Annotated in this window: 13 protein-coding genes and 4 pseudogenes; 5 read left to right on the top strand and 12 right to left on the bottom strand. The window is 70.7% G+C overall.

The window, feature by feature from the left end; genetic code table 11:
- Position 1: 1 nt before the first annotated feature.
- Positions 2 to 1,756, bottom strand: a pseudogene (locus CLM62_RS10065) (PHP domain-containing protein); the annotation flags it as partial.
- Between the two features lie 310 nt (positions 1,757 to 2,066).
- On the opposite strand from CLM62_RS10065, the pseudogene CLM62_RS10060 reads away from it, so the two are divergent.
- A pseudogene (locus tag CLM62_RS10060) lies at positions 2,067 to 2,285 on the top strand (transposase); the annotation flags it as partial.
- Positions 2,286 to 2,553: 268 nt separating this feature from the next.
- Here the strand turns inward: CLM62_RS10060 and CLM62_RS10055 are convergent.
- The 6 genes and pseudogenes from CLM62_RS10055 to CLM62_RS10030 all read right to left on the bottom strand — a co-directional run bounded on the left by CLM62_RS10055 (position 2,554) and on the right by CLM62_RS10030 (position 10,391).
- Positions 2,554 to 3,636, bottom strand: a complete 1,083-nt coding sequence (locus CLM62_RS10055) for a S1 family peptidase (protein WP_095749497.1) — start codon at positions 3,634 to 3,636, stop codon at positions 2,554 to 2,556.
- Positions 3,637 to 3,959: 323 nt separating this feature from the next.
- Positions 3,960 to 4,832: a slipin family protein gene (locus CLM62_RS10050; RefSeq protein WP_095749496.1), complete on the bottom strand. Its 873-nt coding sequence runs from the start codon at positions 4,830 to 4,832 to the stop codon at positions 3,960 to 3,962.
- A 152-nt stretch (positions 4,833 to 4,984) separates the two neighbouring features.
- A complete protein-coding gene (locus tag CLM62_RS10045; protein WP_095749495.1) occupies positions 4,985 to 5,890 on the bottom strand; it encodes a S1 family peptidase in 906 nt (301 codons plus the stop codon).
- 212 nt (positions 5,891 to 6,102) lie between these two features.
- A complete protein-coding gene (locus CLM62_RS10040; RefSeq protein ID WP_095749494.1) occupies positions 6,103 to 6,903 on the bottom strand; it encodes a DUF1684 domain-containing protein in 801 nt (266 codons plus the stop codon).
- A 93-nt stretch (positions 6,904 to 6,996) separates the two neighbouring features.
- Complete coding sequence (locus tag CLM62_RS10035; RefSeq protein ID WP_095749493.1) at positions 6,997 to 8,790, bottom strand: FAD/NAD(P)-binding domain-containing protein; 1,794 nt, start codon at positions 8,788 to 8,790, stop codon at positions 6,997 to 6,999.
- A 441-nt stretch (positions 8,791 to 9,231) separates the two neighbouring features.
- Positions 9,232 to 10,391: pseudogene (locus CLM62_RS10030) on the bottom strand (DUF5685 family protein).
- 383 nt (positions 10,392 to 10,774) lie between these two features.
- Between CLM62_RS10030 and CLM62_RS10025 the strand changes: the two are divergent.
- Positions 10,775 to 11,212, top strand: a complete 438-nt coding sequence (locus CLM62_RS10025) for a cell division protein SepF (protein WP_095749492.1) — start codon at positions 10,775 to 10,777, stop codon at positions 11,210 to 11,212.
- Between the two features lie 112 nt (positions 11,213 to 11,324).
- Here CLM62_RS10025 and CLM62_RS10020 read toward each other — a convergent pair whose 3' ends face one another.
- Positions 11,325 to 12,953 (bottom strand): MFS transporter, encoded by a 1,629-nt coding sequence (locus CLM62_RS10020; protein ID WP_095749491.1) that lies wholly within the window; start codon positions 12,951 to 12,953, stop codon positions 11,325 to 11,327.
- A 260-nt stretch (positions 12,954 to 13,213) separates the two neighbouring features.
- On the opposite strand from CLM62_RS10020, the gene CLM62_RS10015 reads away from it, so the two are divergent.
- On the top strand, positions 13,214 to 14,371 hold the full coding sequence (locus CLM62_RS10015) for a mannosyltransferase family protein (RefSeq protein WP_095749490.1): 1,158 nt from the start codon (positions 13,214 to 13,216) through the stop codon (positions 14,369 to 14,371).
- Between the two features lie 238 nt (positions 14,372 to 14,609).
- Positions 14,610 to 15,614, top strand: a complete 1,005-nt coding sequence (locus CLM62_RS10010) for a phosphatase PAP2 family protein (RefSeq protein WP_095749489.1) — start codon at positions 14,610 to 14,612, stop codon at positions 15,612 to 15,614.
- Positions 15,615 to 15,704: 90 nt separating this feature from the next.
- Here the strand turns inward: CLM62_RS10010 and CLM62_RS10005 are convergent, their stop codons facing one another.
- Positions 15,705 to 15,920, bottom strand: coding sequence for an I78 family peptidase inhibitor (locus CLM62_RS10005; RefSeq protein WP_095749488.1), 216 nt, complete (start codon positions 15,918 to 15,920; stop codon positions 15,705 to 15,707).
- A 441-nt stretch (positions 15,921 to 16,361) separates the two neighbouring features.
- Here CLM62_RS10005 and ctaD point away from each other — a divergent pair.
- Positions 16,362 to 17,888: pseudogene (ctaD, locus tag CLM62_RS10000) on the top strand (cytochrome c oxidase subunit I); the annotation flags it as partial.
- A gap of 43 nt (positions 17,889 to 17,931) precedes the next feature.
- On the opposite strand, the gene CLM62_RS09995 reads toward ctaD, so the two are convergent.
- From CLM62_RS09995 to CLM62_RS09980, 3 genes are all read right to left on the bottom strand, one after another.
- On the bottom strand, positions 17,932 to 18,972 hold the full coding sequence (locus CLM62_RS09995) for a YafY family protein (protein WP_095749487.1): 1,041 nt from the start codon (positions 18,970 to 18,972) through the stop codon (positions 17,932 to 17,934).
- 339 nt (positions 18,973 to 19,311) lie between these two features.
- Complete coding sequence (locus CLM62_RS09985; protein WP_095749486.1) at positions 19,312 to 20,622, bottom strand: ABC transporter substrate-binding protein; 1,311 nt, start codon at positions 20,620 to 20,622, stop codon at positions 19,312 to 19,314.
- Positions 20,591 to 21,175, bottom strand: a complete 585-nt coding sequence (locus CLM62_RS09980) for a hypothetical protein (RefSeq protein ID WP_095749485.1) — start codon at positions 21,173 to 21,175, stop codon at positions 20,591 to 20,593. Before CLM62_RS09980 ends, CLM62_RS09985 begins: the two co-directional genes overlap by 32 nt.
- Positions 21,176 to 21,227: the final 52 nt, after the last annotated feature.

The raw sequence follows: 21,227 nt of genomic DNA, 5'->3' as shown, positions 1-21,227 counted from the left end.
AAACGCCCAGGACGTCCAGCTTGATGTTGCCCAGGTCCTCGATCTCCTCCTTTGCCGCCATGGCCATGGGGTAGTCGCCCTGCGGTGTGGGCTGCACCGGCAGCCGGTCCAGGAGGGTCGCGTCACTGATGACCACTCCGCAGGGGTGCATGGCCATGCCGTGGACCAGGGAGTCGAGGCCCTCCGCGAGTTCCCACAGCGGCCCGTACCGGTGCGCCTCGGCCGCCAGCTGCCGCAGTTCGGGCAGTTCGACGAGGGCGCCGGTGATGTCGGCGGCTCGCAGATGCGGGAAGCTCTTGGCGATCCGGTCGACGTCCGCGGGCGCGATTCCGAGGGCGAGGCCGGTGTCCCGCAGGGCCCGGCGAGCCCGGTAGGTCTCGGGCATGGCGGTGACCGCCACCCGTTCCTTGCCGAACCGGTCGAAGATCGTGTCGTAGCACTCCAGCCGTCGGGCGGATTCCACGTCGATGTCGATGTCGGGCAGCGACCTGCGGCGCACACTCAGGAAACGTTCGAACAGCAGGCGGTGGTCGAGCGGGTTGGCCGTGGCGATGCCCAGCGCGTGGCAGACCATCGAACCGGCACCCGAGCCACGGGCCGCGACCCTGATGCCCTTCTCCCGGATGTCGGCCACGACCTGCCCGACGGCGAGGAAGTACGAGTCGTAGTCCAGCTGGGAGATCACGGCGAGTTCCTGGTCCAGCCGGTCGAGTGCCACCCGGTCGCGGTCCAGGCCCCGTCGGGCCATGCCGGCCTCGCACTGCCGGCGCAGCAGCCGTGCCGCTCCCCCGGCTCCGGGCTCGGCGCCGAAGAGCGCGGGTTCCGGGAAGTGCCGCGTGCCCAGCCCCAGATCCGCTCCGGGGTCGACGGCGCACGTGGCTGCCGTGGCAGCGGTGTCCGCCACCAGGCGGCGCGCCCGGCGGGCATCCGCTCCGGCGCATTCGGCGACCAGCTGCGCGACGGCTGTCATCGCCCTTTCGTCCTTGAGCCAGCGTTGCCCGCTGTCCAGGCGGCGTCGGTCGATGGGCCGCAGCAGCCGGGCGGCGTCCAGGACGTCGGCGAGGCGGTGCTGGTCCGGGTCGGCGTAGCGGACGGCGTTGGAGAGCACCGCGTTGGTGTGGGTGCGGTCGGCCAGCGCCAGGGTGCGGGCAGCGAGCCGGAGCGATCCAGGTCCGGTGCTGAAACGTTTATGCACTACGGCTTCCAGCTTGATCCCACTCCCGAAGATCTCCCGCCACGGTGCCAGCAACTTCATCGCGACGTCTTCACGCCCGGCCGCCAAGGCCCGCACCGGCTCCGAGAGCGGCCCGAGCAGCACGGTCAGGCCGGGGCCGCCGTACTCGCGCAGCGCTTCCCACGGCACCACCACCGGTGCCGCGCCGGACGCGGTGCCGACGTGTGCGGCCGAGGTGATGCGGCACAGCCGCGCCCATCCGGCCCGGTCCTGCGCCAGCAGCACGAACCGCAGGGGCGGCTCGAGGATGTGCGCGCCACCGCGTGCCGGGGTGCGGCGCCGCTGGGCGGGCGGCGGGGGCGCAAGGGCCTCCACCGCCAGGTCGACACCGAAGATCGGCCGAACCCCGGTTCCCGCACAGGCCTGCGCGAACCGGACGACACCGGTGACCGTGTCCCGGTCGGTGAGCGCGAGCGCCGTCACGCCCCGCTCGGCCGCCCGCAGGGCGAGATGCTCGGGATGGGCGGCGCCGTAGCGCTCGGAGTAACCGGACGCGACGTGCAGATGGGCGAAGCCCGCCATGCCGCACCTCCATCACTCCACCCCTTTTCGGACATATACCCAGTATGTCCGCCGTACGCTCGTTCGATTACTCTAACCCCATCAGCCCCGGTCAGCGACCAAATTCGAACACATCAACGATTACTGAAGGGGGAAGCAGTGGCCGAAAAGGCGCCACTCCGTCACCTCTCCAGCCAGACGGCGCAGTTGGAGGAAATCGCCCCATCAGCGCGCACCATGCCGCCGCAAATTCAGATCCGTGGCAGACCGACAGGCAACGGTTTGCGCCAAGGACGACACCCTCCGTAACGGAACGGAGCGTCGGGCACCGCTGCGCGGGAAGGTCCGTGAACACGAGGGCCGCCAGGCCGAGCCCACGGCGGGGATCATCGACGCGCGGTCGGTACGGGCCGCCGCGACGGTGCCGGCCGCCTCACGCGGCTACGACGGCGGGACGAAGGTGCCGGGCCGCAAAAGGCACATCGTGACCGACACGCTCGGCCTGCTCCTTGCCGTCGCGGTCACCGCCGCGAACATCGGCGACCGGGACGCCGCGGCCGACGGGCCGCGAGCGTCGACCCCGGCGTCCCGTGCGGGGGCCTGCTGACCCGGCTGCGCCTTCTCGAATATACGTGCGACATCCGTTCCGCCCCGCCCCACCTGCGCAAACACCCCACGACCCGGCCGCGAGGGCATGACGCAGCCCCCGGCGCCGACGCTGCCCGCCGGGGGCTCGGCGCACCGCCCACGACACGAAAGTCCCGCCCCTCAGTGCGGGGGGCGGGACTTCACGTGGCTTCAGCGAGCCGGAGAGGGCGTCAGCCGATCTCGGTACCGGTCGCGGACAGTGCCTCCGTCACCGGCTGGAAGAAGGTCTCGCCGCCCGAGGTGCAGTCGCCGCTGCCGCCGGAGGTGAGGCCGATCGCGTTGCTGCCCGAGAAGAGCGAGCCGCCGCTGTCGCCGGGCTCGGCGCAGACGTCGGTCTGGATCAGGCCGTTGACGATGTCGCCGCTGCCGTAGTTCACGGTGGCGTCCAGGCCGGTGACCGTGCCGTCGTGCACCTGGGTCGTGGAGCCGCTGCGGGTGACCTTCATGCCGACGGTGGCCTCGGCCGCGCCGGTGATCTCCTGGGCGGAGCCGTCGTAGAGGTTCACCTCGCTCGGGTGGTCGACCTCGGCGGTGTACTTGACGAGGCCGTAGTCGTCGTCCGGGAAGCTGGAGACCTCGTTGGTGCCGAGCTCGTTGCCGCTGGAGTCCTGCCAGGTGGAGATGGACTCGGTGCAGTGGCCGGCGGTCAGGAAGAACGGCTCGCCGCCCTTGACCACGTTGAAGCCGAGCGAGCAGCGGCCGCTGCCGTCGGTGATGGCGTCGCCGCCCGCGATGAAGGGCTTGAACTCCCCCTTCGTCCGCTGGAGTTCGGCCGTGGCGCCGAGCCCGTCGACGACCTTGGTCAGCTTGGCCCATTCGGCCTTGGAGACCGTACGGTCGGCGGTGACGACGACCTTGTTGGTCGTCGGGTCGGTCACCCAGGAGGTGCCCGGGATGGTCGCGTCCTGCTTCAGCGTGCTGCGGGCGCTCTTGAGCTCGGCGAGGGAGTTCTGGACGAGTCTGGCCTGCGCTCCGGCCGACTCGACGGTCTTCGCCGCGGCCTCGTCGAGCACGTTGACCACGAGGCTCTTGGTCTTCGCGTCGTAGAACGTGCCCGCCGCGTCGGTGCCGAGGTCCCTGTCGAGCGTCGAGGCCAGCTTTCCGGCCGCCAGGGCCGACAGCGTCTCGGGTGCGGAACTCTCCGGCGTCTCGCTGGCGTTCGCAGTCTGGAAGGTGACTCCCGCGGCGACCAGTGCGGCGATACCCGCACCTGCCACGGCCGCCCGCCGCTTGGGTATGCGTCGGTGCTTCAACTCGCGTCCTCCTGTGGGGGGTCGGCCCGGTCGGTTGTGGGGACCTCGCGGACCGAAAGGCTGGTTGACGAGCGCCCACTCTTCCGAACTCCACAGGGAGCACACAAGGTCGACTTCCGGACGCGCGTAGAGTGACGAACGCGCCCCCCTTCCCCTCGAGTTGCTTTGACTGTCCACGGTCAGGCCAGGCCGGTTCGCGCAGCAAACACTACGCGCGAGTAACCTTCACCAGCCCGTGAGGTCTAAGCCTGTCTGGAATTCGACTCTTGCGGATCGGGTTCCAGATGTGGTTCGGCAGGCGGAAGTTGCTCCTGCACCGGTTGCTACGGCACGGCAGGCATCTGCGGTGTCTGCTGCGGCACGGCCGGCATCTGCGATGTCTGCTGCTGCGCGGGCGTCTGCGCTGTCTGCTGCTGCGCGGGCATCTGCGGCACCTGCTGCTGCGCCTTCTCCAGGAAGCGCAGCAGCTCCACCGGGAACGGCAGCACCAGCGTCGAGTTCTTCTCGGCGGCGACCGCCACCACCGTCTGCAGCAGCCGCAGTTGCAGCGCGGCCGGCTGGTCGGACATCTCCCGGGCGGCCTCGGAGAGCTTCTTCGACGCCTGGAGTTCGGCGTCCGCGTTGATGACCCGGGCCCGCCGGTCCCGGTCGGCCTCCGCCTGCCGGGCCATGGACCGCTTCATGGTCTCGGGCAGCGACACGTCCTTGATCTCGACCCGGTCGATGGTGACGCCCCACTCCACGGCCGGACTGTCGATCATCAACTCCAGTCCCTGGTTGAGCTTTTCGCGGTCGGACAGCAGATCGTCCAGATCGCTCTTGCCGATGATGGACCTGAGCGAGGTCTGCGCCATCTGGGCGACCGCGAACCGGTAGTCCTCCACCCGGACGACCGCCTCGGCCGGCGAGGTCACCTTGAAGTAGACGACGGCGTCCACCCGTACCGTGACGTTGTCCCGGGTGATGCCCTCCTGCGCGGGCACGGGCATCGTCACGATCTGCATGTTGACCTTCCGGAGCTTGTCGATGCCCGGAACGATCATCGTGAATCCTGGTCCGCGCACTTCGGACCGGAGCTTGCCGAGGCGGAACACCACGCCCCGTTCGTACTGTTTGACGACCCGCGCCGCCGCCATCACGTACACCGCTCCGGCGGACGCGAGCGTCACTCCCGCCGCCACCAGCTCCTCGACCATCACGGCCCCCAGGGTCCGACGTGACCGCCTGTACGTCGACGGTAACTCCGGGACCCGAACAAGGGCGAGCCCCCGCACGCCAGTTGGATGCGGGGGCTCTTCTGCTGCCGGCTGCAGAGCAGGCCGTACGGGTGCCGAGGTGCGGCCCGGCCTCAGTAGACGCTGACGCCGTAGGCGCTCAGAGCCTCCGTGACGGGCTGGAAGAAGGTCGTGCCACCGGAGGTGCAGTTGCCGCTGCCGCCGGAGGTCAGACCGTACGCGGTGCCGTTGCTGCCGTAGAGCGAGCCGCCGGAGTCGCCGGGCTCGGCGCAGACGTTGGTCTGGATCAGGCCGGAGACGATGTCGCCGCCACCGTAGTTGACGGTCGCATTGAGGGCGGTGACACGGCCGCTGTGCGTACCGGTGGTGGAGCCGTCGCGGATGACGGTGGTGCCCACGCTCGGCGTGGCGGCCCGGGTGATGTCCACCCCGTTCGCGGTGCCGGGCCTGCTGACGGACCCGGAGTACCGCACGATGCCGTAGTCGTTGCCCGGGAAGCTGGACCCGGCGGTCGAGCCGATGACCGTGGTACGGCCGGAGTTGGAGTACCACGTGCCCGCGCCGTCGGTGCAGTGACCGGCGGTCAGGAAGTACTGGGTGCCGCTGCTGTTCTGGACGTTGAAGCCGAGGGAGCAGCGCCAGCTACTCGCATAGATGGCGTCGCCGCCCTGGATCAGCTTGTTGAACTTGCCGGGGGTCCGCTTGATCGTGAGCGCGTCGGCGTTGGCGCCGGCCTGCTTCTTGATCTTCGCGATCTCGGCCTGGGAGACGGTGCTGTCGACGGTGACGAGCACCCGGTCGGTCTTGCTGTCGACGGCCCAGGCGGTGCCCGGGACGTCGGCCTTCAGTAAGGAGCCGCTCGCGCTCTTGAGCTGGGCGGCGCTGAAGGTGGAAGGGGTGTCTGCCGCGTTCGCGCTGGGGATCGCGATCGCGGCGGCGGCCGCGAGGCCGGTGGAAACGGCGATCAGCCGGGTCCGTCTCGCAATGCCGCTACGGGGGGTGGTGCGCTTGATCCTCACTTTTCGTTCCTCCACATGGGAAGTCGGGGGCCCTCGTGGGGTTCGGGCCCGTGAGGCGCAGCCAGGGATCCGGCTGCCCGGATTCCGGAACATGCCGTGCCCCTGACAAGCGCTGTGGGGGAGTATTCGGCCGAACGGACGGTCGGCGCAAGAGCGCCTTTCGGCCGTCAACCTTTGAACGATCTTTGTGGTCTACGCGAGATGACCGCCTGTCAGAGCAGGTTCCGCTCCCCCGCCTCGACTGCGACGTCCAGGTTGTTGCCCGGTGGCGGGAAGGGGCAGATGAAGTGGTCGGCGAACGCGCAGGGCGGCAGCAGGGCGCGGTTGAAGTCGACCGTCGTACGGCCTTCGGCGTCGGGCGCGGCCGGCCGCAGGAACCGGAAGCGGTAACTGCTGCTCCCGCTCGTGGTATCGCCGAAAACCGCCCACAGCGAGCCGTCGCCCTGAACCGTCACCTGCAGGGTGAACTCCCGCCCGTCCAGGGTGAAGGCCAGCTCACCGCCGAGGCCGAGCCCGCGCGCCCGTCCGTCCGCGTTCTCGACGCGTACGGTGCGGTCCTCGCCGTACGGCGTGAAGCGCCCCGGCACGGACCAACGCGCAGCGTACGGCGTGGCCTCGATACCGCGGAACGCCCGGCGGGCAGCGGAGGCGGGGTCGACGTCGCGCACGCCCCACACGCCTTCGCGGACCAGCACGACCAGCCGGCGCCCGCCGTACGCCACCCGGGACGCGGCCGCCGGTCCGGCGTCGGCCGCGAGCCGCACCTCACCGCTGACAGGCCGCCCGTCCACGCTCAGACCGTCCCCGTCCCCGTCGCCGGCCCCGTCCCCGGCCGTGAGGACGACCGCGTTCCGCTCGACGGTCCAGGTCCCGGGGATGTCCGGAAGTCGCCCGTCCGGATAGTCCTCCAGCCAGTGTGTACCCGTCAGCGCGAGCGGCCCGTAGGGCGCCGACACCGTCTCGACCCGGTGCTCGTGCCACTGCTTCCACGCGTCGGCCGCGTCCGTCGTCATCTGATCAACCCTTCGACGCCGGGTCGGACAACCCGAAGGGTGAGCGCCGAGGCGCGCACCGGTATTCCGTATCGAGCCCGAACGCCGGGGTTTTCAGGCGGCCGCACGGCTGCTGAGCGCCCGTAGGAACAGCAGCGCCGCCCGTGCCGTGGCGTCGTTCTGCCGGAACGCCGGGCCGCCGGTGCGCGGCCGGGTGAACGCGCCGGAGCCCCGCGCGTCGGTGTGCGGCCCGAGCGCGAACCGCCGCAGGTGCGGTCGTCCGGTCCGGTCCAGGACACGCCCGTCGGCAGGATCAACGGACAGCAGCCCGTCGGGAGTTACGGCGGCCCCGTCGGCGTACAGCTCCCGCAGCAGCGGATCCCGGGCCCGCTCGACGGTGGGCTGCGGCAGCCGCGCCTCGACGAGCGCCCGGGCCTCGACGACCGACCCCGGCACGGTGGCGCTCCACGCCCGGAACACCCCGTCCTCGGCGGTGACGGTCATGTCGGCGCCCAAGAACTTCAGGACGCCCGCCCGGGACAGCGCGAGCATCTGCCGCAGCCGAGGGCCGGGCGGCCCGGAGGCCAGATAGCTGAAGAAGCCGTGCCACCAGGGTCCGACGTCACCGAGCCGGACCAACTGGCCGTAGACGGACAGCAGCCCGAGGAAGACGGCGAAGTCGGGGCTATGTGCCGGATCGTGGCGTCGCGTCAAGTCGGCAAGGATGTGATCGCGCATTCCCTTCTGAAGCTCCTCGTACGAGCCGTACCGCACCCCCTCCAACGGACGGTCGAGCGCGGCGAGGTCGAGCCGGTCGGCGGGATCCGGCACGGCGGACGCGGCGAGAGCCGCACGCTCGGCCGGGTCGTCGCAGGCCGCGTACTTCTCCTCGAAGGCGCTCCAGGCGACGGCGGTCCGCTCGGGGTGCGCCGAGAACAGCCGGTGGTAGTGGGCGAAGCCCAACTCCTTCTCGATCAGCGGCCACACATCCCGCCGGAAGTCGAAGCCTCCCGGGCGGGCGAGCAGCGCGTCGACCTCCGCGGGCCCGAAGAACCTGGGCAGCGGCGGCCGTTCACCGCTCCAGTCGTAGCCGATCTTCGAGTGGTACGGCACTCCGCGCCGCGAGCCGACGTACAGGACGGGCTCCCGCCCCGACGGGACGTACGTGTCCCCGGCGTACCGGCCGCCGCGGCCCTCCGTCAGCAGCACCATCAGGTCGACGAAGGCGAGCCCGAAGCCCCGGACGAGGACGGGGGCGCCGGGGGCGAGCGGGGACAGGTCGCTGTCGGCGGTGAAGTCCGGCGGCAGGTGGACGAGTCCGTGCTCGCGCGCGTACGCGGCCAACTCGCGTTGTTCGTCGTCCAGTTCGGCGTCCAGGTGGCCGAGAGCGAGGACGACCAGGTCGGCGAGGAGCGGACGCGGGCGGCCCTCCAGCCACACCTGCTGGCGGCCCTCGCGCGGCCCGCCGACGCGCAGGGCACGCCGCGGATGGTGGTGGACGGTCACGCCCGGCGGCAGGGCGGCCACCGCCCGCTCGTACACCCAGCGCAGGTACTCGCCCTGGATCCGCCGGTCGGTGAAGGTGCGGCCGTCGATGCCTGCCCATTCGTGCAGGGTGGGCCCCTCGCGCACGGGCCCGGCCATGTCGACGGTCTCGTCGGTGAACATGGTGACGTCCTCGGCGTGCGAGTTCATCCACAGCAGCGGCGACTGGGCCGCGCGCCAGAGGCGTCCGGCGCCCGGCGGATGAGGGTCGACGAGATGGATGTCGAGACCCGAACCGGCGTACAGCTCGGGCGTGTTGGCGGCGATCCGCTCGATCAGACCGGTCCCCCGCGGCCCGGCCCCGACGATCACGAGAGAGGGCCTCGGCGCGGCGAGGGCTTGGGCGAGGGTGTCGGAGGACATGCGAAGGCTCCGTGACGTCGAGTCGGTGGAACTCGGTGGGTGCCTTCACACGGACGCGCCGCGGAACGCGGCGCGGAACGCGGCGCCACGCGGCCGAGCCCCTCAGCAGGGCCGCTCCTCGAGAGTACGGGTCCTTTTCCCTTCACTGTCAAGGCTGTCCGGACTGTGAGCCGTGCCTCTTGTCGTCCGTCTCGAGTCGGTTGACGCGGAACCGGATGCCTGTTCCACTTGGGCCCATGCATCGGCAGCAGTGGCTGGTCACGCGCTCCCACATCGACTTCGGTCGAGTGTGGTCCTCGTCCTGTTGAGCTGATCCCCTGCGCGCCCCGATCCCCTGATCCGGCGGGGCGCTTCTCGCGTCTCCTTCCCCTTCGCCTTCGCACGGGCGGCCTTCACACGGGCGGCCCTCGCACGGGCGGCCTTCACACGCGCGCCCTCCCCTCAGCAGTTGCACCCGCAGTCACAGCCGTCGCAACCGCAGTCGCACACGTCGTCACCACAGCAGTTCCCGCAGCACTCACAGCAGTTGCAGCAGTCGCCGCAGCCGCTGCAGTCGGCGTGGGGGCACAGTCCTTCCCTGCGCTCCCGGCTCCAGAGGTCCTCGTACGCGCCGCAGCACATCTGGCACGTACAGGCGAGCCCCGCCCAGACGAGGCACCCCGCGAGCAGCCCACGCCGGTCGCGGCGCGGCGGCTCCGGAGGCAGCGGCGGCCCGCCGGGGCCGCCGGGAGGGGCGTACGGCCCGGACGGCGCGGGCCCGTGCGCGCAGGAGACGGTGCCGAAGGCCCGGTCCACGGAGGTGCGCAGTTCGTGCACGAGCAGCCGGTGCGCGAGCCGTCCGTCCGTGAGGTCCGCCTCCCGCAGCGCGAGCCGTATCCCGTGCACGGCGTCGTCGGCGAGCCGCCGGGCCTCCGCCAGGGACGTCCCCGTCGCGGATGGGGGTCCCCCCGCTCGAGCGAAGCCGAGAGTAGGGGAGGGCTCCAGGCACCCGACGCGGCGTCGGCTTCCCTGTCCTCGACGGCGTCCAGGACGTGGGCGAGCCGTCCGAAGAGGCGGCCGGCCTCGGCGAGCGGCTCGGCGTTGCCGGGGCGTCCGGCCAGGATCGCGGTGTGCGCGAAGGCCGCGGCGGTCGCGGTCTCGGTCGGCTCGGTGACGGTCAGCAGGGGCGTGCCGGGCCCGGCCAGCGCCTCGATGCCGATCTGCCGGTCCACGGCGTCGACGAGTACGGCGGTGTCGAAGCCCACGTCGGATCCGGTACGGGCCCCGGCCGCACCCCAGCCGGCGGCGACCCGGCGCGCGGCGAGCGCCACCGGCCGTCGGGCCAGCAACCCGTCCCCGTCGGCGACATGGTCGCGGACCTTGGCCGAGGCGAGCACCAGCGAGACGGCGGCCGCCAGGCGCGCCCCCTCACCGTGTGCGACGGACGCGGTGCGCATTCCGCGCAGCGGGCACGGTCCCGCCGTACGCCTGCCGCCACCGCCACGCTCGGCCTGAGCCTCCGTCAAAACCGATATCAGCAACCCGTCGTAGTTCGTCACCACCCGCGCGAACTGACCGTGGTCCTTACGCAGTGCGAGACACAGCCCGCACAAATGGGCCATCCACTGCGTCTTGAGGCTCTCTCCCAGCCGGTGACGGCACGGCCTGACGATTCCGAACACGACGATCCCCCGTGGTGCGCACGGCGCTGAACCGCGGTGAGCTGCGGTGATGAGCCGCGCTGATCTGCGGCATCGTAGCGACCGCCTCGTTCACCCGTACGCACCGCCCATCACCCGTACGCCGTGAAGAATCATATTTCACTCACAGTCAGCAGCCGTTTGCGACAGGACCCTTGGGACACATGGACTCTCGACGAATTGGCTGTGCACCAGTACCGTCACAAACTCCCCGCGCGGCGTCTATCCACTTGGCGCGCCGTCCGCATCATGGATGACCATAGGGGTGCGGAAAGCAAGAATGACCGCTGTGAGAGGAGGCGTCCATGGGATCGGTGCGCAAGGCGAGTGCCTGGCTGGGCCTCGTTGACGACAACGATGACGAGCGTTACTACGACGACGACTACTCCGAAGGGACCGAGCCCGGGGATGCCTGGGTCACCGACCCGCGGGTCAAGGTGGCTTCGGACGTGGCCGAGGAGAAGGGCCGCCGGATCGGCACGGTCACCCCGGACAGTTTCCGGGACGCCCGCGCCATCGGCGAACTGTTCCGCGAAGGCGTTCCGGTCATCGTGAACCTCACCGCCATGGAGGCCGCCGACGCCAAGCGTGTCGTCGACTTCGCGGCGGGGCTGATTTTCGGCCTGCGGGGTTCCATCGACCGCGTGTCCAACCGCGTGTTCCTGCTGACCCCCGCCGACACGGAAATCGTCAGCGGGGATCCGGCCGCGCACCGGACGGACGGATTCTTCAACCAGAGCTGAGGCAGGGCCGCTCACCGGCCCTGCCCCGCGCAGGGTTCACCGGATCATCACCGGAACGCGTCGAATCCGGTGAGCGCCTTGCCCAGCATGAGCTGGTGCCTGTCCGACCGCGTCAAGCCGAGACGCGGGACTCGGCGACTTCCCTCGGCGAAGGCAGCTCCACCGCCTCCTCCACCGCCTCGTTCTCAGCCTCGTTCTCAGCCTCACCGCACTGCATGGCCCGCGGCAGCCGCAGCGCCATCACCGCTCCCAGCAGCAACAGCCCCGCGCTCACCAGCAGCGTCACATGCAGCCCGTGCACGAAGCAGTCCCGCGCGGTCCGACGCAGGGCCGCGCCCGCCTCGCCCCCGAGCCGCCCGGCCACCTCGTACGCCTCCCCCAGCGAATGGCCCGCCGCGGCCGACGCAGCCGCCGGTACCCCGGGCACGGACGAGAGCCCAGGCGCGTACGCCGCGTTCATCACACTGCCGAGCAGTGCGATCCCGATCCCGGCGCCCAGCTGGTACGACGTCTCGCCGATCGCCGCCGCCCCACCCGCCTGCTCCGGCGGAGCCTCGCTCAGCATCGACTCGTACGCCCCGAACAGCGTCGTCTCCAGCCCGAACCCCAGCAGCACGAACCCGAACAGCATCAGCGCGGTGTTGTCCTCCCCGCCCAGCGCGGTCAGCAGGACCACCGCCACGGCCGTGAGACAGAACCCGAGGCTCACCATCCGCCGCGGCCCGAACCGCCGCAGCATCCGCGCGCCCGCCAGCCCCGCCGCCATCGCGGCGACCGTCAGCGGCAGCAGCCGTAGCCCCGTCTCCAGTGGAGACAGTCCCAGCACCAGCTGCAGATACTGCGCCGCTATCAGCTCGAGACCCACCAGCGCGAGCATCGCCAGCACGATGCACCCCACCGACGTACTGAACGCCGGCCGCGCGAACATCCGCAGGTCCACCAGGGGATGCGCCCGGCGCCGCTGACGCCGTACGAAGAGAGTGATCAGCACCGCGCCCGTGACCAGCGGCACCACCGTGAACGGGCCCAGTTCCCCGCCTCCGAGCCGCTTCACGCCCAGCACGATCCCGAACAGCCCGGCCGCCGCCATCAGCGCACCGATCACGTCCCAGGGACCGTCGCCGTCGCCCTTCGACTCGGGCAGCAGCAGCCGCCCCACCGGCAGGCTGACCAGCATCAACGGGATGTTGATGAGGAAGACCGATCCCCACCAGAAGTGTTCGAGGAGGAAGCCGCCGAGCAGCGGTCCCACCGCCGCGCCCACCGCGGCCACCGCACTCCAGATCCCTATCGCCAGCGCCCGCTCCCGCCGGTCGGGAAAGACCTGGCGCAGGATCGACAGCGTCGCGGGCATGATCATCGCGCCGCCGACGCCGAGCAGCGCTCTCGCCATGATCAAAACCTGGGCGCTGTCGGCGCAGGCGGCCATGGCGGAGGCGACGCCGAAGAGGCCGTAACCGAGAAGGAGGACTCTTCTGCGGCCCACACGGTCGCCGAGCGTGCCGAAGAGGATCAGCAGCGAGGCGCAGACGAGCGGATAGATGTCGACGATCCAGAGCAGTTCTATCCCGCCGGGCTTGAGGTCCTCGGTGACGGCGGGCACCGCCACGTGCAGCACGGTCGCGTCGAGGGCGACGAGGAGCAGGCTGACGCAGAGGACGACGAGGACGACCCAGCGGTTGGCACCGGCCCCGGCCGCCCGACGGCGCAGCCCCATGGCGGCCGTGGTCGTCCCGGACATGTACGTACCTCCCAGATGTTCCCTCGCGTTCGGCGGGCTCACGGGGTGGGGACTCCCCGTGACTCGGCCGGAGAGGAGCGGTGGTCTCCGGCCCGCGCAACGAAGGGCGAGTGACACGTCAGCGTACGCGAGTCCGTGGCAGGACCAAGTGGCGGACCTCTCAGACCTGTGCGGAACGTGTGTGGCGTACGCCACTCCCCTCCTCCGCGAGCACGCCCCGGCGGGCCACCCGGTTGCGTGCGGGGTCGATAATCGGGCCCGTGACCGATCTTGAAACGCGCGCGGCTCCGCCCGGCGCCCGAGCCGCCCTGCGCCGGGCGGCCCCGGCCCTCCTCGGGTACGCGGCCGTACGCGCTCTGGGCCTGCTCGCGCTGGCCCTGTGGAGCGCGGCGCGCGACAAGAGCGCGTACACACTGCTGACCGCCCGCTGGGACGCGCTGTGGTACACACGGGTCGCCGAGCTGGGGTACGGCTACGAGGTGCGCCTGCCGAACGGCGACGTGCACTCCAATCTCGCCTTCTTCCCGCTGCTGCCCTGGCTGGAGCGGCTGCTGGCCGCGGTGACCCCGCTGTCGTACGCCGACGCGGGCTTCGTCGTCGCCCTGCTCGCCTCGCTCGCCGCGGCCTGGGGGATCTTCGCGGTGGCGGATCATGTGTACGGCCGCCGGGTCGGGGTCTGCGCGGCTGTGCTGTGGGCCGTGCTGCCCGTCGGGATCGTGCAGTCGATGGCGTACAGCGAGTCGCTGTTCACTGCGCTGGCCGCCTGGTCGCTGTACGCGGTCCTGACCGGCCGCTGGGTGACGGCGGGCGCCCTGGCCTGTCTGGCGGGCCTGACCCGCCCGGTGGGCCTCGCCGTCGTGGCGGCGGTGTGGGCGGCGGCGATCGCCGCGTTCGTACGGGACCGCGGCACATCCGGTGTCGCCGGGCGTCGCGCCCTCGGCATGCTGCTCGCTCCCCTCGGCGCCGCCGCCTACGTCCTGTGGGTCGGTCACCGCACCGGCAAGGGTCCGCTCGGGTATCTCGACGTCCAGGCCGGCTGGCGCAACGGCTTCGACGGCGGCTACGCCTTCGCCCGCTTCGTCACCGACAAGTTCACGTCGCTTCCGTCGGCCCTCGCGGGCGTGGGGCTGATCGTCGGCGTCGGGCTGGTCGTCTGGCTGTATGTCGTCTGCGTACGGCAGCGCCAGCCGCTCCCGCTGCTGGTGTACGCCGGTGTCGTCACCGCGCTCGCCCTGTGCGCGTCGAGCTACTTCGGCTCGAAACCGCGCCTGCTGATGCCCGCCTTCCCCCTGCTGCTGCCCCTCGCGCTCGCCCTGGCCCGGCTGCGTACGCCCAGGTCGGCGCTGGTTCTGGGCACCGTCGCGGCGGCCTGTGCGACATATGGGGCGTTCTGGCTGAACGGCTCCGGTCCACCATGATCGACTACTGAGCGTCGATGAGCACTCGGATAATTCCAGCCCATGATTCGGTGAACGAATTCATAAGCAACAATAAACCGCCACCCGGAATGATCAAAAGAATTGAAGGGCGGGGGCGCCCACCTTTGCGGATTCCTCGGAAATAAACCTCCTCCTGAGAGGAATCCCACATCACATCGTCATCACAAAGCCGTGGATTCGCAGGGCAACTGAGCTCACTCGCTGTAACGTCGATTAGGTGCGTACCGAACGAACTCTCACCCGTCTGGACCGGGTGTTCGCCAGGCTCGACCGTGAGCCGGAACGACCGGCCCACATCGATGTGCCGAAGATGAGTAGGCACCGGGTCGCGCTGTTCGCCGGAACTCTCGCCTTCTATGTGGCGATCGTGTGGCTCGTGGTGATCACCTCGTGGCTGGTCCGCCTCGACTGGCAGGTCATGTTCTTCCGGCCGTACCAGCAGTGGGCGGGCATCCACTGGTTCGTCGACTACTACGTGGTGCTCGGCCAGCGTGGCCCCACCGCCGTGATGGTCTGCGCCTGGCTGGGCTGGCGTTCCTGGCGGCAGCACACGCTGCGCCCGCTGCTGACCTTGGCCACGTCGCTGCTGCTGCTGAACATCACGGTCGGCGCCGCCAAGATCGGCATGGGCCGGCTCGGACCGCACTACGCGACGACCATCGGCGCGAACGAGATGGGCCTGGGCGGCGATATATTTCCCAGCGGCCACACCGCCAACGCCGTGGTGACCTGGGGCATCCTGGCGTATCTGGCCTCTACCCCGGCAGCGCGCCGCTGGCTGTCCGCCCTGTCGGCGGTGGTCTCGCTCGGCGTCGGAATGGCCACGGTCTACCTCGGTACGCACTGGCTCAGCGACGTCCTCCTCGGCTGGGCCGCGGGACTGCTGATCCTGCTGGCGCTGCCGTGGTTCGAGCCGCTGATGGCCCGCGCCGAGGCCGGGATCTTCGACTTGCGCGACCGCTGGCGCGCCCGCCGCGGCAGCGCGGCGCCGGCACCGCTGTCGCCCGTCGAGGCTCCCGTGCTGCTCAAGCCGTATGCGGCCGGGCAGAACGAGACCGCGGCGCGTTCGGCCCGGGCGCCGGTCTACCTGGGCCCGGGCCCGCACACGGCCCGCTCGGAGCGCACACCGATCACCCCGGTCGGCACCCGCCGCCCACAGCAGTCGGACCGCGTCGTGCGCGGTAGTACGCCCTCGCCCGCCCGCCCCTTTACAGGCGGCTGACACGAGCCAGCGGGGGCCGGTACGCACACCTCACCCCGCAGCACGGCGGCCCCGGCTCCTCGAAGGAGCCGGGGCCGCCGTCGTCACGCCTCAGCCCTTCCAGGCCCGGACCACGCGGCCGTCCTTCACCTCGAAGTTCAACCGTCCTACGCGGTACTCCATCGTGATGATCGCCCCCGGCGGCAACGAGCGCACCGTCGACCACCCCCGCTCGCGCGCGAGCCGCTCGGCGCTGTCGGCATCGAGGCCCAGATAGGTGTCCGGACTGTCGTCCGGTTCGGCGGAAGGAGACGGAATGGGTGCCATACGGCAACGCTAGGCCCTGTCCGGCGGCCGGGGAAGTCCGGGCCCGCATCCCGGTCACGCGTCCCTCTCCGGTCACGCTTCTGTCACAGAATCACGACACGCGTTTCCGTCGAACTCCGTCACACGTATGGGCGGTTCCCTACTGGTTCCCTACGCCTTCCGCAGGGTAATCGAACGCAATTCCCGCGTGTCTCCACGGCTGCGGGAAATGCCCGGCGGAAAGTTCCTGGAGAACCGCCCCCGGCCCCCCTTTTTCCCGCTGATTACGGGCGGCCCGGCGGGAGCCGAGGCCGCATAGGAAATGCATGGTTCCGGCACAGAACCCCCCGTACGCCCTGTCGGAGCACGCGACGGCGCGAGCATCATGGCGTGAGCTCGCGGCCACGCGTGGCGCGGGCTTCAGCGGGCCCGGGGCGCGACGAGCGAAGGGGCGAGCGAGCGATGGGGACGCAGACCGTGCGGGCGACGGCAGGACCCGAGCCGACCACACCTCTCGGGCGGGTGATCGTCGACTGGCTGACCACCACCGACCACAAGAAGATCGGCCACCTCTACCTGATCACGTCGTTCGCGTTCTTCCTGATCGCCGGTTTCATGGCGCTGATGATCCGGGCCGAGCTGGCCCGGCCCGGGCTGCAGCTCGTGGACAACCATCAGTTCAACCAGCTGTTCACGATGCACGGCACGATCATGCTGCTGCTGTTCGCGACGCCGACCTTCGCGGGCTTCGCGAACGAGCTGATGCCGCTGCAGATCGGCGCGCCCGACGTCGCCTTCCCGCGGCTGAACATGCTGTCGTACTGGCTGTTCCTGTTCGGCGGCCTGATCGTGCTCGGCTCGCAGCTGGTGCCCACGGGGCCGGCCGCCTTCGGCTGGTTCGCCTACGCGCCGCTCAACAGCTCCGTGCACTCCCCCGGCGTCGGCCCCGACCTGTGGATCATGGGCCTGGCGCTGGCCGGCTTCGGCACGATCCTCGGCGCGGTCAACTTCATCACCACCATCGTCGGGATGCGCGCCCCCGGCATGACGATGTTCCGTCTGCCGATCTTCACCTGGAACACGCTGTTCACGTCGATCATGATCCTGATGGCGTTCCCGGTGCTCGCCGCGGCGCTGCTGTGCCTGGAGTCGGACCGGCGGTTCGGCTCGCACATCTTCGACGCGGCCAACGGCGGGGCGATCCTGTGGCAGCACCTGTTCTGGTTCTTCGGGCATCCCGAGGTGTACATCATCGCGCTGCCGTTCTTCGGGATCATCACGGAGATCATCCCGGTGTTCAGCCGCAAGCCGATGTTCGGCTATCTGACGCTGGTCGCGGCGACGATGGCGATCACCGGTCTGTCGATGGTGGTGTGGGCGCACCACATGTTCGCCACGGGCGCGGTGCTGCTGCCGTTCTTCTCCTTCATGACGTTCCTGATCGCGGTGCCGACGGGCGTGAAGTTCTTCAACTGGATCGGCACCATGATCAAGGGCTCGCTGTCCTTCGAGACGCCGATGCTGTGGGCGACGGGCTTCCTGGTGACGTTCCTGCTCGGCGGGCTGACCGGGGTGATCCTGGCCTCGCCGCCGCTGGACTTCCACGTCACGGACACGTACTTCGTCGTCGCCCACTTCCACTACGTGGTCTTCGGCACCGTCGTCTTCGCGATCTTCGCCGGCTTCTACTTCTGGTGGCCGAAGTTCACCGGGAAGCTGCTCGACGAACGGCTCGGCAAGATCCAGTTCTGGACGCTGTTCGTCGGCTTCCACACCACGTTCCTGGTGCACCACTGGCTGGGCGCGGAGGGCATGCCGCGCCGCTACCCGGACTATCTCGCCGCGGACGGCTTCACCGCCCTGAACACGGTCTCCTCGATCGGCTCGTTCCTGCTCGGCATCTCGACGCTGCCGTTCCTGTACAACGTCTGGAAGACCACCAAGTACGGCGTGAAGGTCGAGGTCGACGACCCCTGGGGCTACGGCCGCTCCCTGGAGTGGGCGACCTCCTGTCCGCCGCCCCGGCACAACTTCACCGTGCTGCCGAGGATCCGCTCGGAGTCCCCGGCGTTCGATCTGCACTATCCGGAGTACGCGGCCGAGGCTCCTCAGCCCGAGCCAAAGAGCGAGCAAGCCGGTCCCGAGCCGTCCTGACGGCCTCGGTGAGCTCGGCCGGTTCCAGCACCTCGAACTCGAAGCCCAGCATCATCACATGGATCACCATCACGTCGAGGCTCGCGGCGCCGGTGCGCAGGATGCAGCTGTCGGCGGTTTCCGCTTCCAGCGTCCCGGCGGACGGCGAGATCCGCTCGGCGGCCTCCTCGACGGGCACGAGCAGCCGGATGACCGCGTGCGAGGCGTACGCGCGCGTGGAGACGCCTTTGGAGACGTACGCGGCGAGGTCGTCGGCGGGTGGCCTGCGCGGCTGGAAGCGCGGGCCGTGCGGCGGCCTGGGGGTGATGCGGTCGACGCGGAACGTGCGCCAGTCGTCGCGGTCGACGTCCCAGGCGACCAGATACCAGCGGTGCTCGGAGCACACCAGGCGGTGCGGTTCGACGGTACGGCGGGTGGGGGCGCCCTCGTGGTCGCGGTACTCGAAGCGCAGTCGTTCGGCGTCCCGGCAGAGGTTGGCCAGCTCGGTGAGGACGGCGGGGTCGACGGCGGAGGGCCTCGGGCCGCGCAGCATCGGCACGGTGAAGGCATTGAGGGCGCTCACCCGGCGGCGCAGCCGGCCCGGCAGGACCTGCTCCAGCTTGGCGAGCGCCCGTACGGAGGTCTCGCCGATGCCTTCGATGCCCTGCCCGGCGGCCGTGCGCAGGCCCACGGCGACGGCGACCGCCTCGTCGTCGTCCAGGAGCAGCGGCGGCAGCTCGGCGCCCGCACCCAGCTGGTAGCCGCCGCCGGTGCCGGGACTGGCGTTGACGGGGTAGCCCAGCTCGCGCAGCCGGTCCACGTCCCGGCGCACGGTGCGCGGGGTGACGCCGAGGCGCTCGGCGAGGTCGGCGCCGGACCATTCGCGGTGGGCCTGGAGGAGCGAGAGCAGGCGCAGCAGTCGTGCCGAGGTTTCCAACATGGATCCGAGTCTGCCAGCGGTTGCGGACAGCTGCTGTCCGCAAGCCCCTCAAGGGTCAGGGCGGTCACGGACACGGACAGGTCGTTGTCCCGCGTGTAGTGCGGGCCCGCCTCCACCGGACCGTACGGCGTCCGCACGCGCGTGCGTGGGTAGGTGAACACGGGCTTCTTTGTAGGCGTCCCAGCGGCCCTCGGGGAGGGCGACGGTGCTGGGCAGGGCGGCGCGCAGCCGGCCGTCGGCGACGGGGGCCGGCGGCAGGCTGACCTCTTCAAGACCTCCCCCACTGGTTGCCTGTGACGGCGCCTTGGTTGCCTGTGACGGCGGCCCCTTCCGCCGCTGTCACGGCTGATACGACAGCTGCGGGACGTCGAAACAGGTGCTGTTCATGTCCCCCTGGGAGACCCATCCCCGGCCGTCCTCCCAGCGGGCCACCGACAGACAGGTCCTGCGGGTCTTCGGCGGTTCGGGCAGCCGCTCGAACGTGACGGGGACCAGCAGGCCGCCCGCCGTGTATCCCTCGCCGCGGTTCACGAAGTCGTCGACGCACGCGCGCGTGATGCCCGTCTTCGCACACGATTCGGCCGCGTCCGTGAACCACCTCGCCGCTGCCCACCCCTCCAGCTGCCACTGGGAGTGCGTCTGAAGCCCCTTGGTCGCCTCCCGGAACTCCCGTACGGCCTCGTGCCCGGTGTCCTCGTAGTTCCGGCTGGATCCGGTCGCCCACAGGGCGTTGCGGCAGCGCGGGGCGTCCTCGTAGTCCTCCGGGACGGTGGACGTCCAGTTCTGCACGTTCGTGACCTTGGCGGTGACCTCGACGTCGGCCTCGTCCATCACCTTGCACAGCTGGGCGTTGCCATGGGTGTCGATGGCGTCGAAGACGAGGTCGGCGCCCTGCTCCTTGAGGTCCGCCGCCACGGCACGGAAGTTGGGCAGCGCGAAGTCGACCTGTTCGGTGACGACCTTGTAGCCCTCGGCCCTCAGGCCCCGCTCGACGAGTGAGGCGTAGTGGGCGGAGGCGGCCTGGTTGTAGGAGACGACGGCGGCCGTACGGGCGCCGTGCTCGCGCTCGAAGTAGCGGTAGACCTCCGTGCCGCCGTACTGCTTGCCGTCCCAGCCGGTCGTGCCTGCGCGGGGCGCGAGGCTGCCGTAGACGCTGTACAGGTGCGGCCAGGTGTCGTAGGCGGCCCCGATGGGCTGGCCGCCGATGTCGGGCACGCGCGCGCGGGAGACGCGGGAGGCGCCCGCGTAGTCGAGGGCGGTGGTGGCGACCAGGGCGACGACCTTGTCCTCGTCGATCAGCTTGTGCACGCAGGTGTTGTTGCCGACGCCGCTGCCGCCGTCGTCGCACAGCCGCACCTCGACCCGGCGGCCGTCGATGCCCCCGCGGGCGTTGAGCCGGTCGAAGTAGGCCTTGGCGCCGTCGCGCGGGCCGGTGAAGGCGTCGCCGCCGACCGGGCTGGTGGCGCTCGTGATGATGCCGACGCGGAGGGGAGTGCCGTCGCTCCGCGTCGGCGCGGGCGTCCGGTCGTCGCGCTCGAAGTCGCTCTCCGGGAGACGGCTGCCGCAGGCCGTGCTCAGGGCGAGCAGCAGCACCGCGGCGCCGGCCTTGGCCCTGGCCTCAGCAGCCCGGGATCGGCGTCGCGGTCCCATTGCCGCTCAGTTGGACCAACGCGCACAGTGTCTTGGCGGACACCTTCCAGGTGCCGTCCTGCTCGACGGCCGTCCCCGCCGCGTCGGGCAGGGCGGTGGCGCCCTTCAGGGTCAGCGTGTACGTCACGTTCGCCTCGGTCGGCGAGGTGAACTCGACCTTGGTGACCTGGGCCTGCACCTGCCCGCCGCGGGCGTCACCGCTGAAGGCCCGCAGGACCGGGGCCATCCGGTCGCCGTTCTCCAGGACGGTCTGCTTGTCCTTCAGGGAGGTCGCCGGGTCGAAGAACTTCTGCCAGTTCTGCTTGATCTCCCGCTCGGCCGCCGCAGCATCGGCGGGCGCCGTCGCGGCCGGAGTCTCGCCCGGAGTCGTCTGTTCGACAGTTGGAGTGGGGGGCGTCGCGCCACCGCCGCCGCCCTCGTCGTCGCCGCACGCCGCGAGGGCCGGGGCGAGGAAGAGAACCAAGGCGGCCACGATCGCCGTACCCCGTCCTGCCGCCCCTGGGCCGCGTCCCCTCCTCGTGTTCCCTCGCCTGAGGTCGCTCCCGAGAACCATCTGGCTCACCACCGGGTGTCGGTCCGGGCCATGGGCGCCCGGAGCTTTCAGG

This window comes from Streptomyces sp. SA15 (assembly GCF_002291145.1).
Lineage (GTDB): Bacteria > Actinomycetota > Actinomycetes > Streptomycetales > Streptomycetaceae > Streptomyces.
This window is presented reverse-complemented; position numbering and strand designations above follow the sequence as displayed.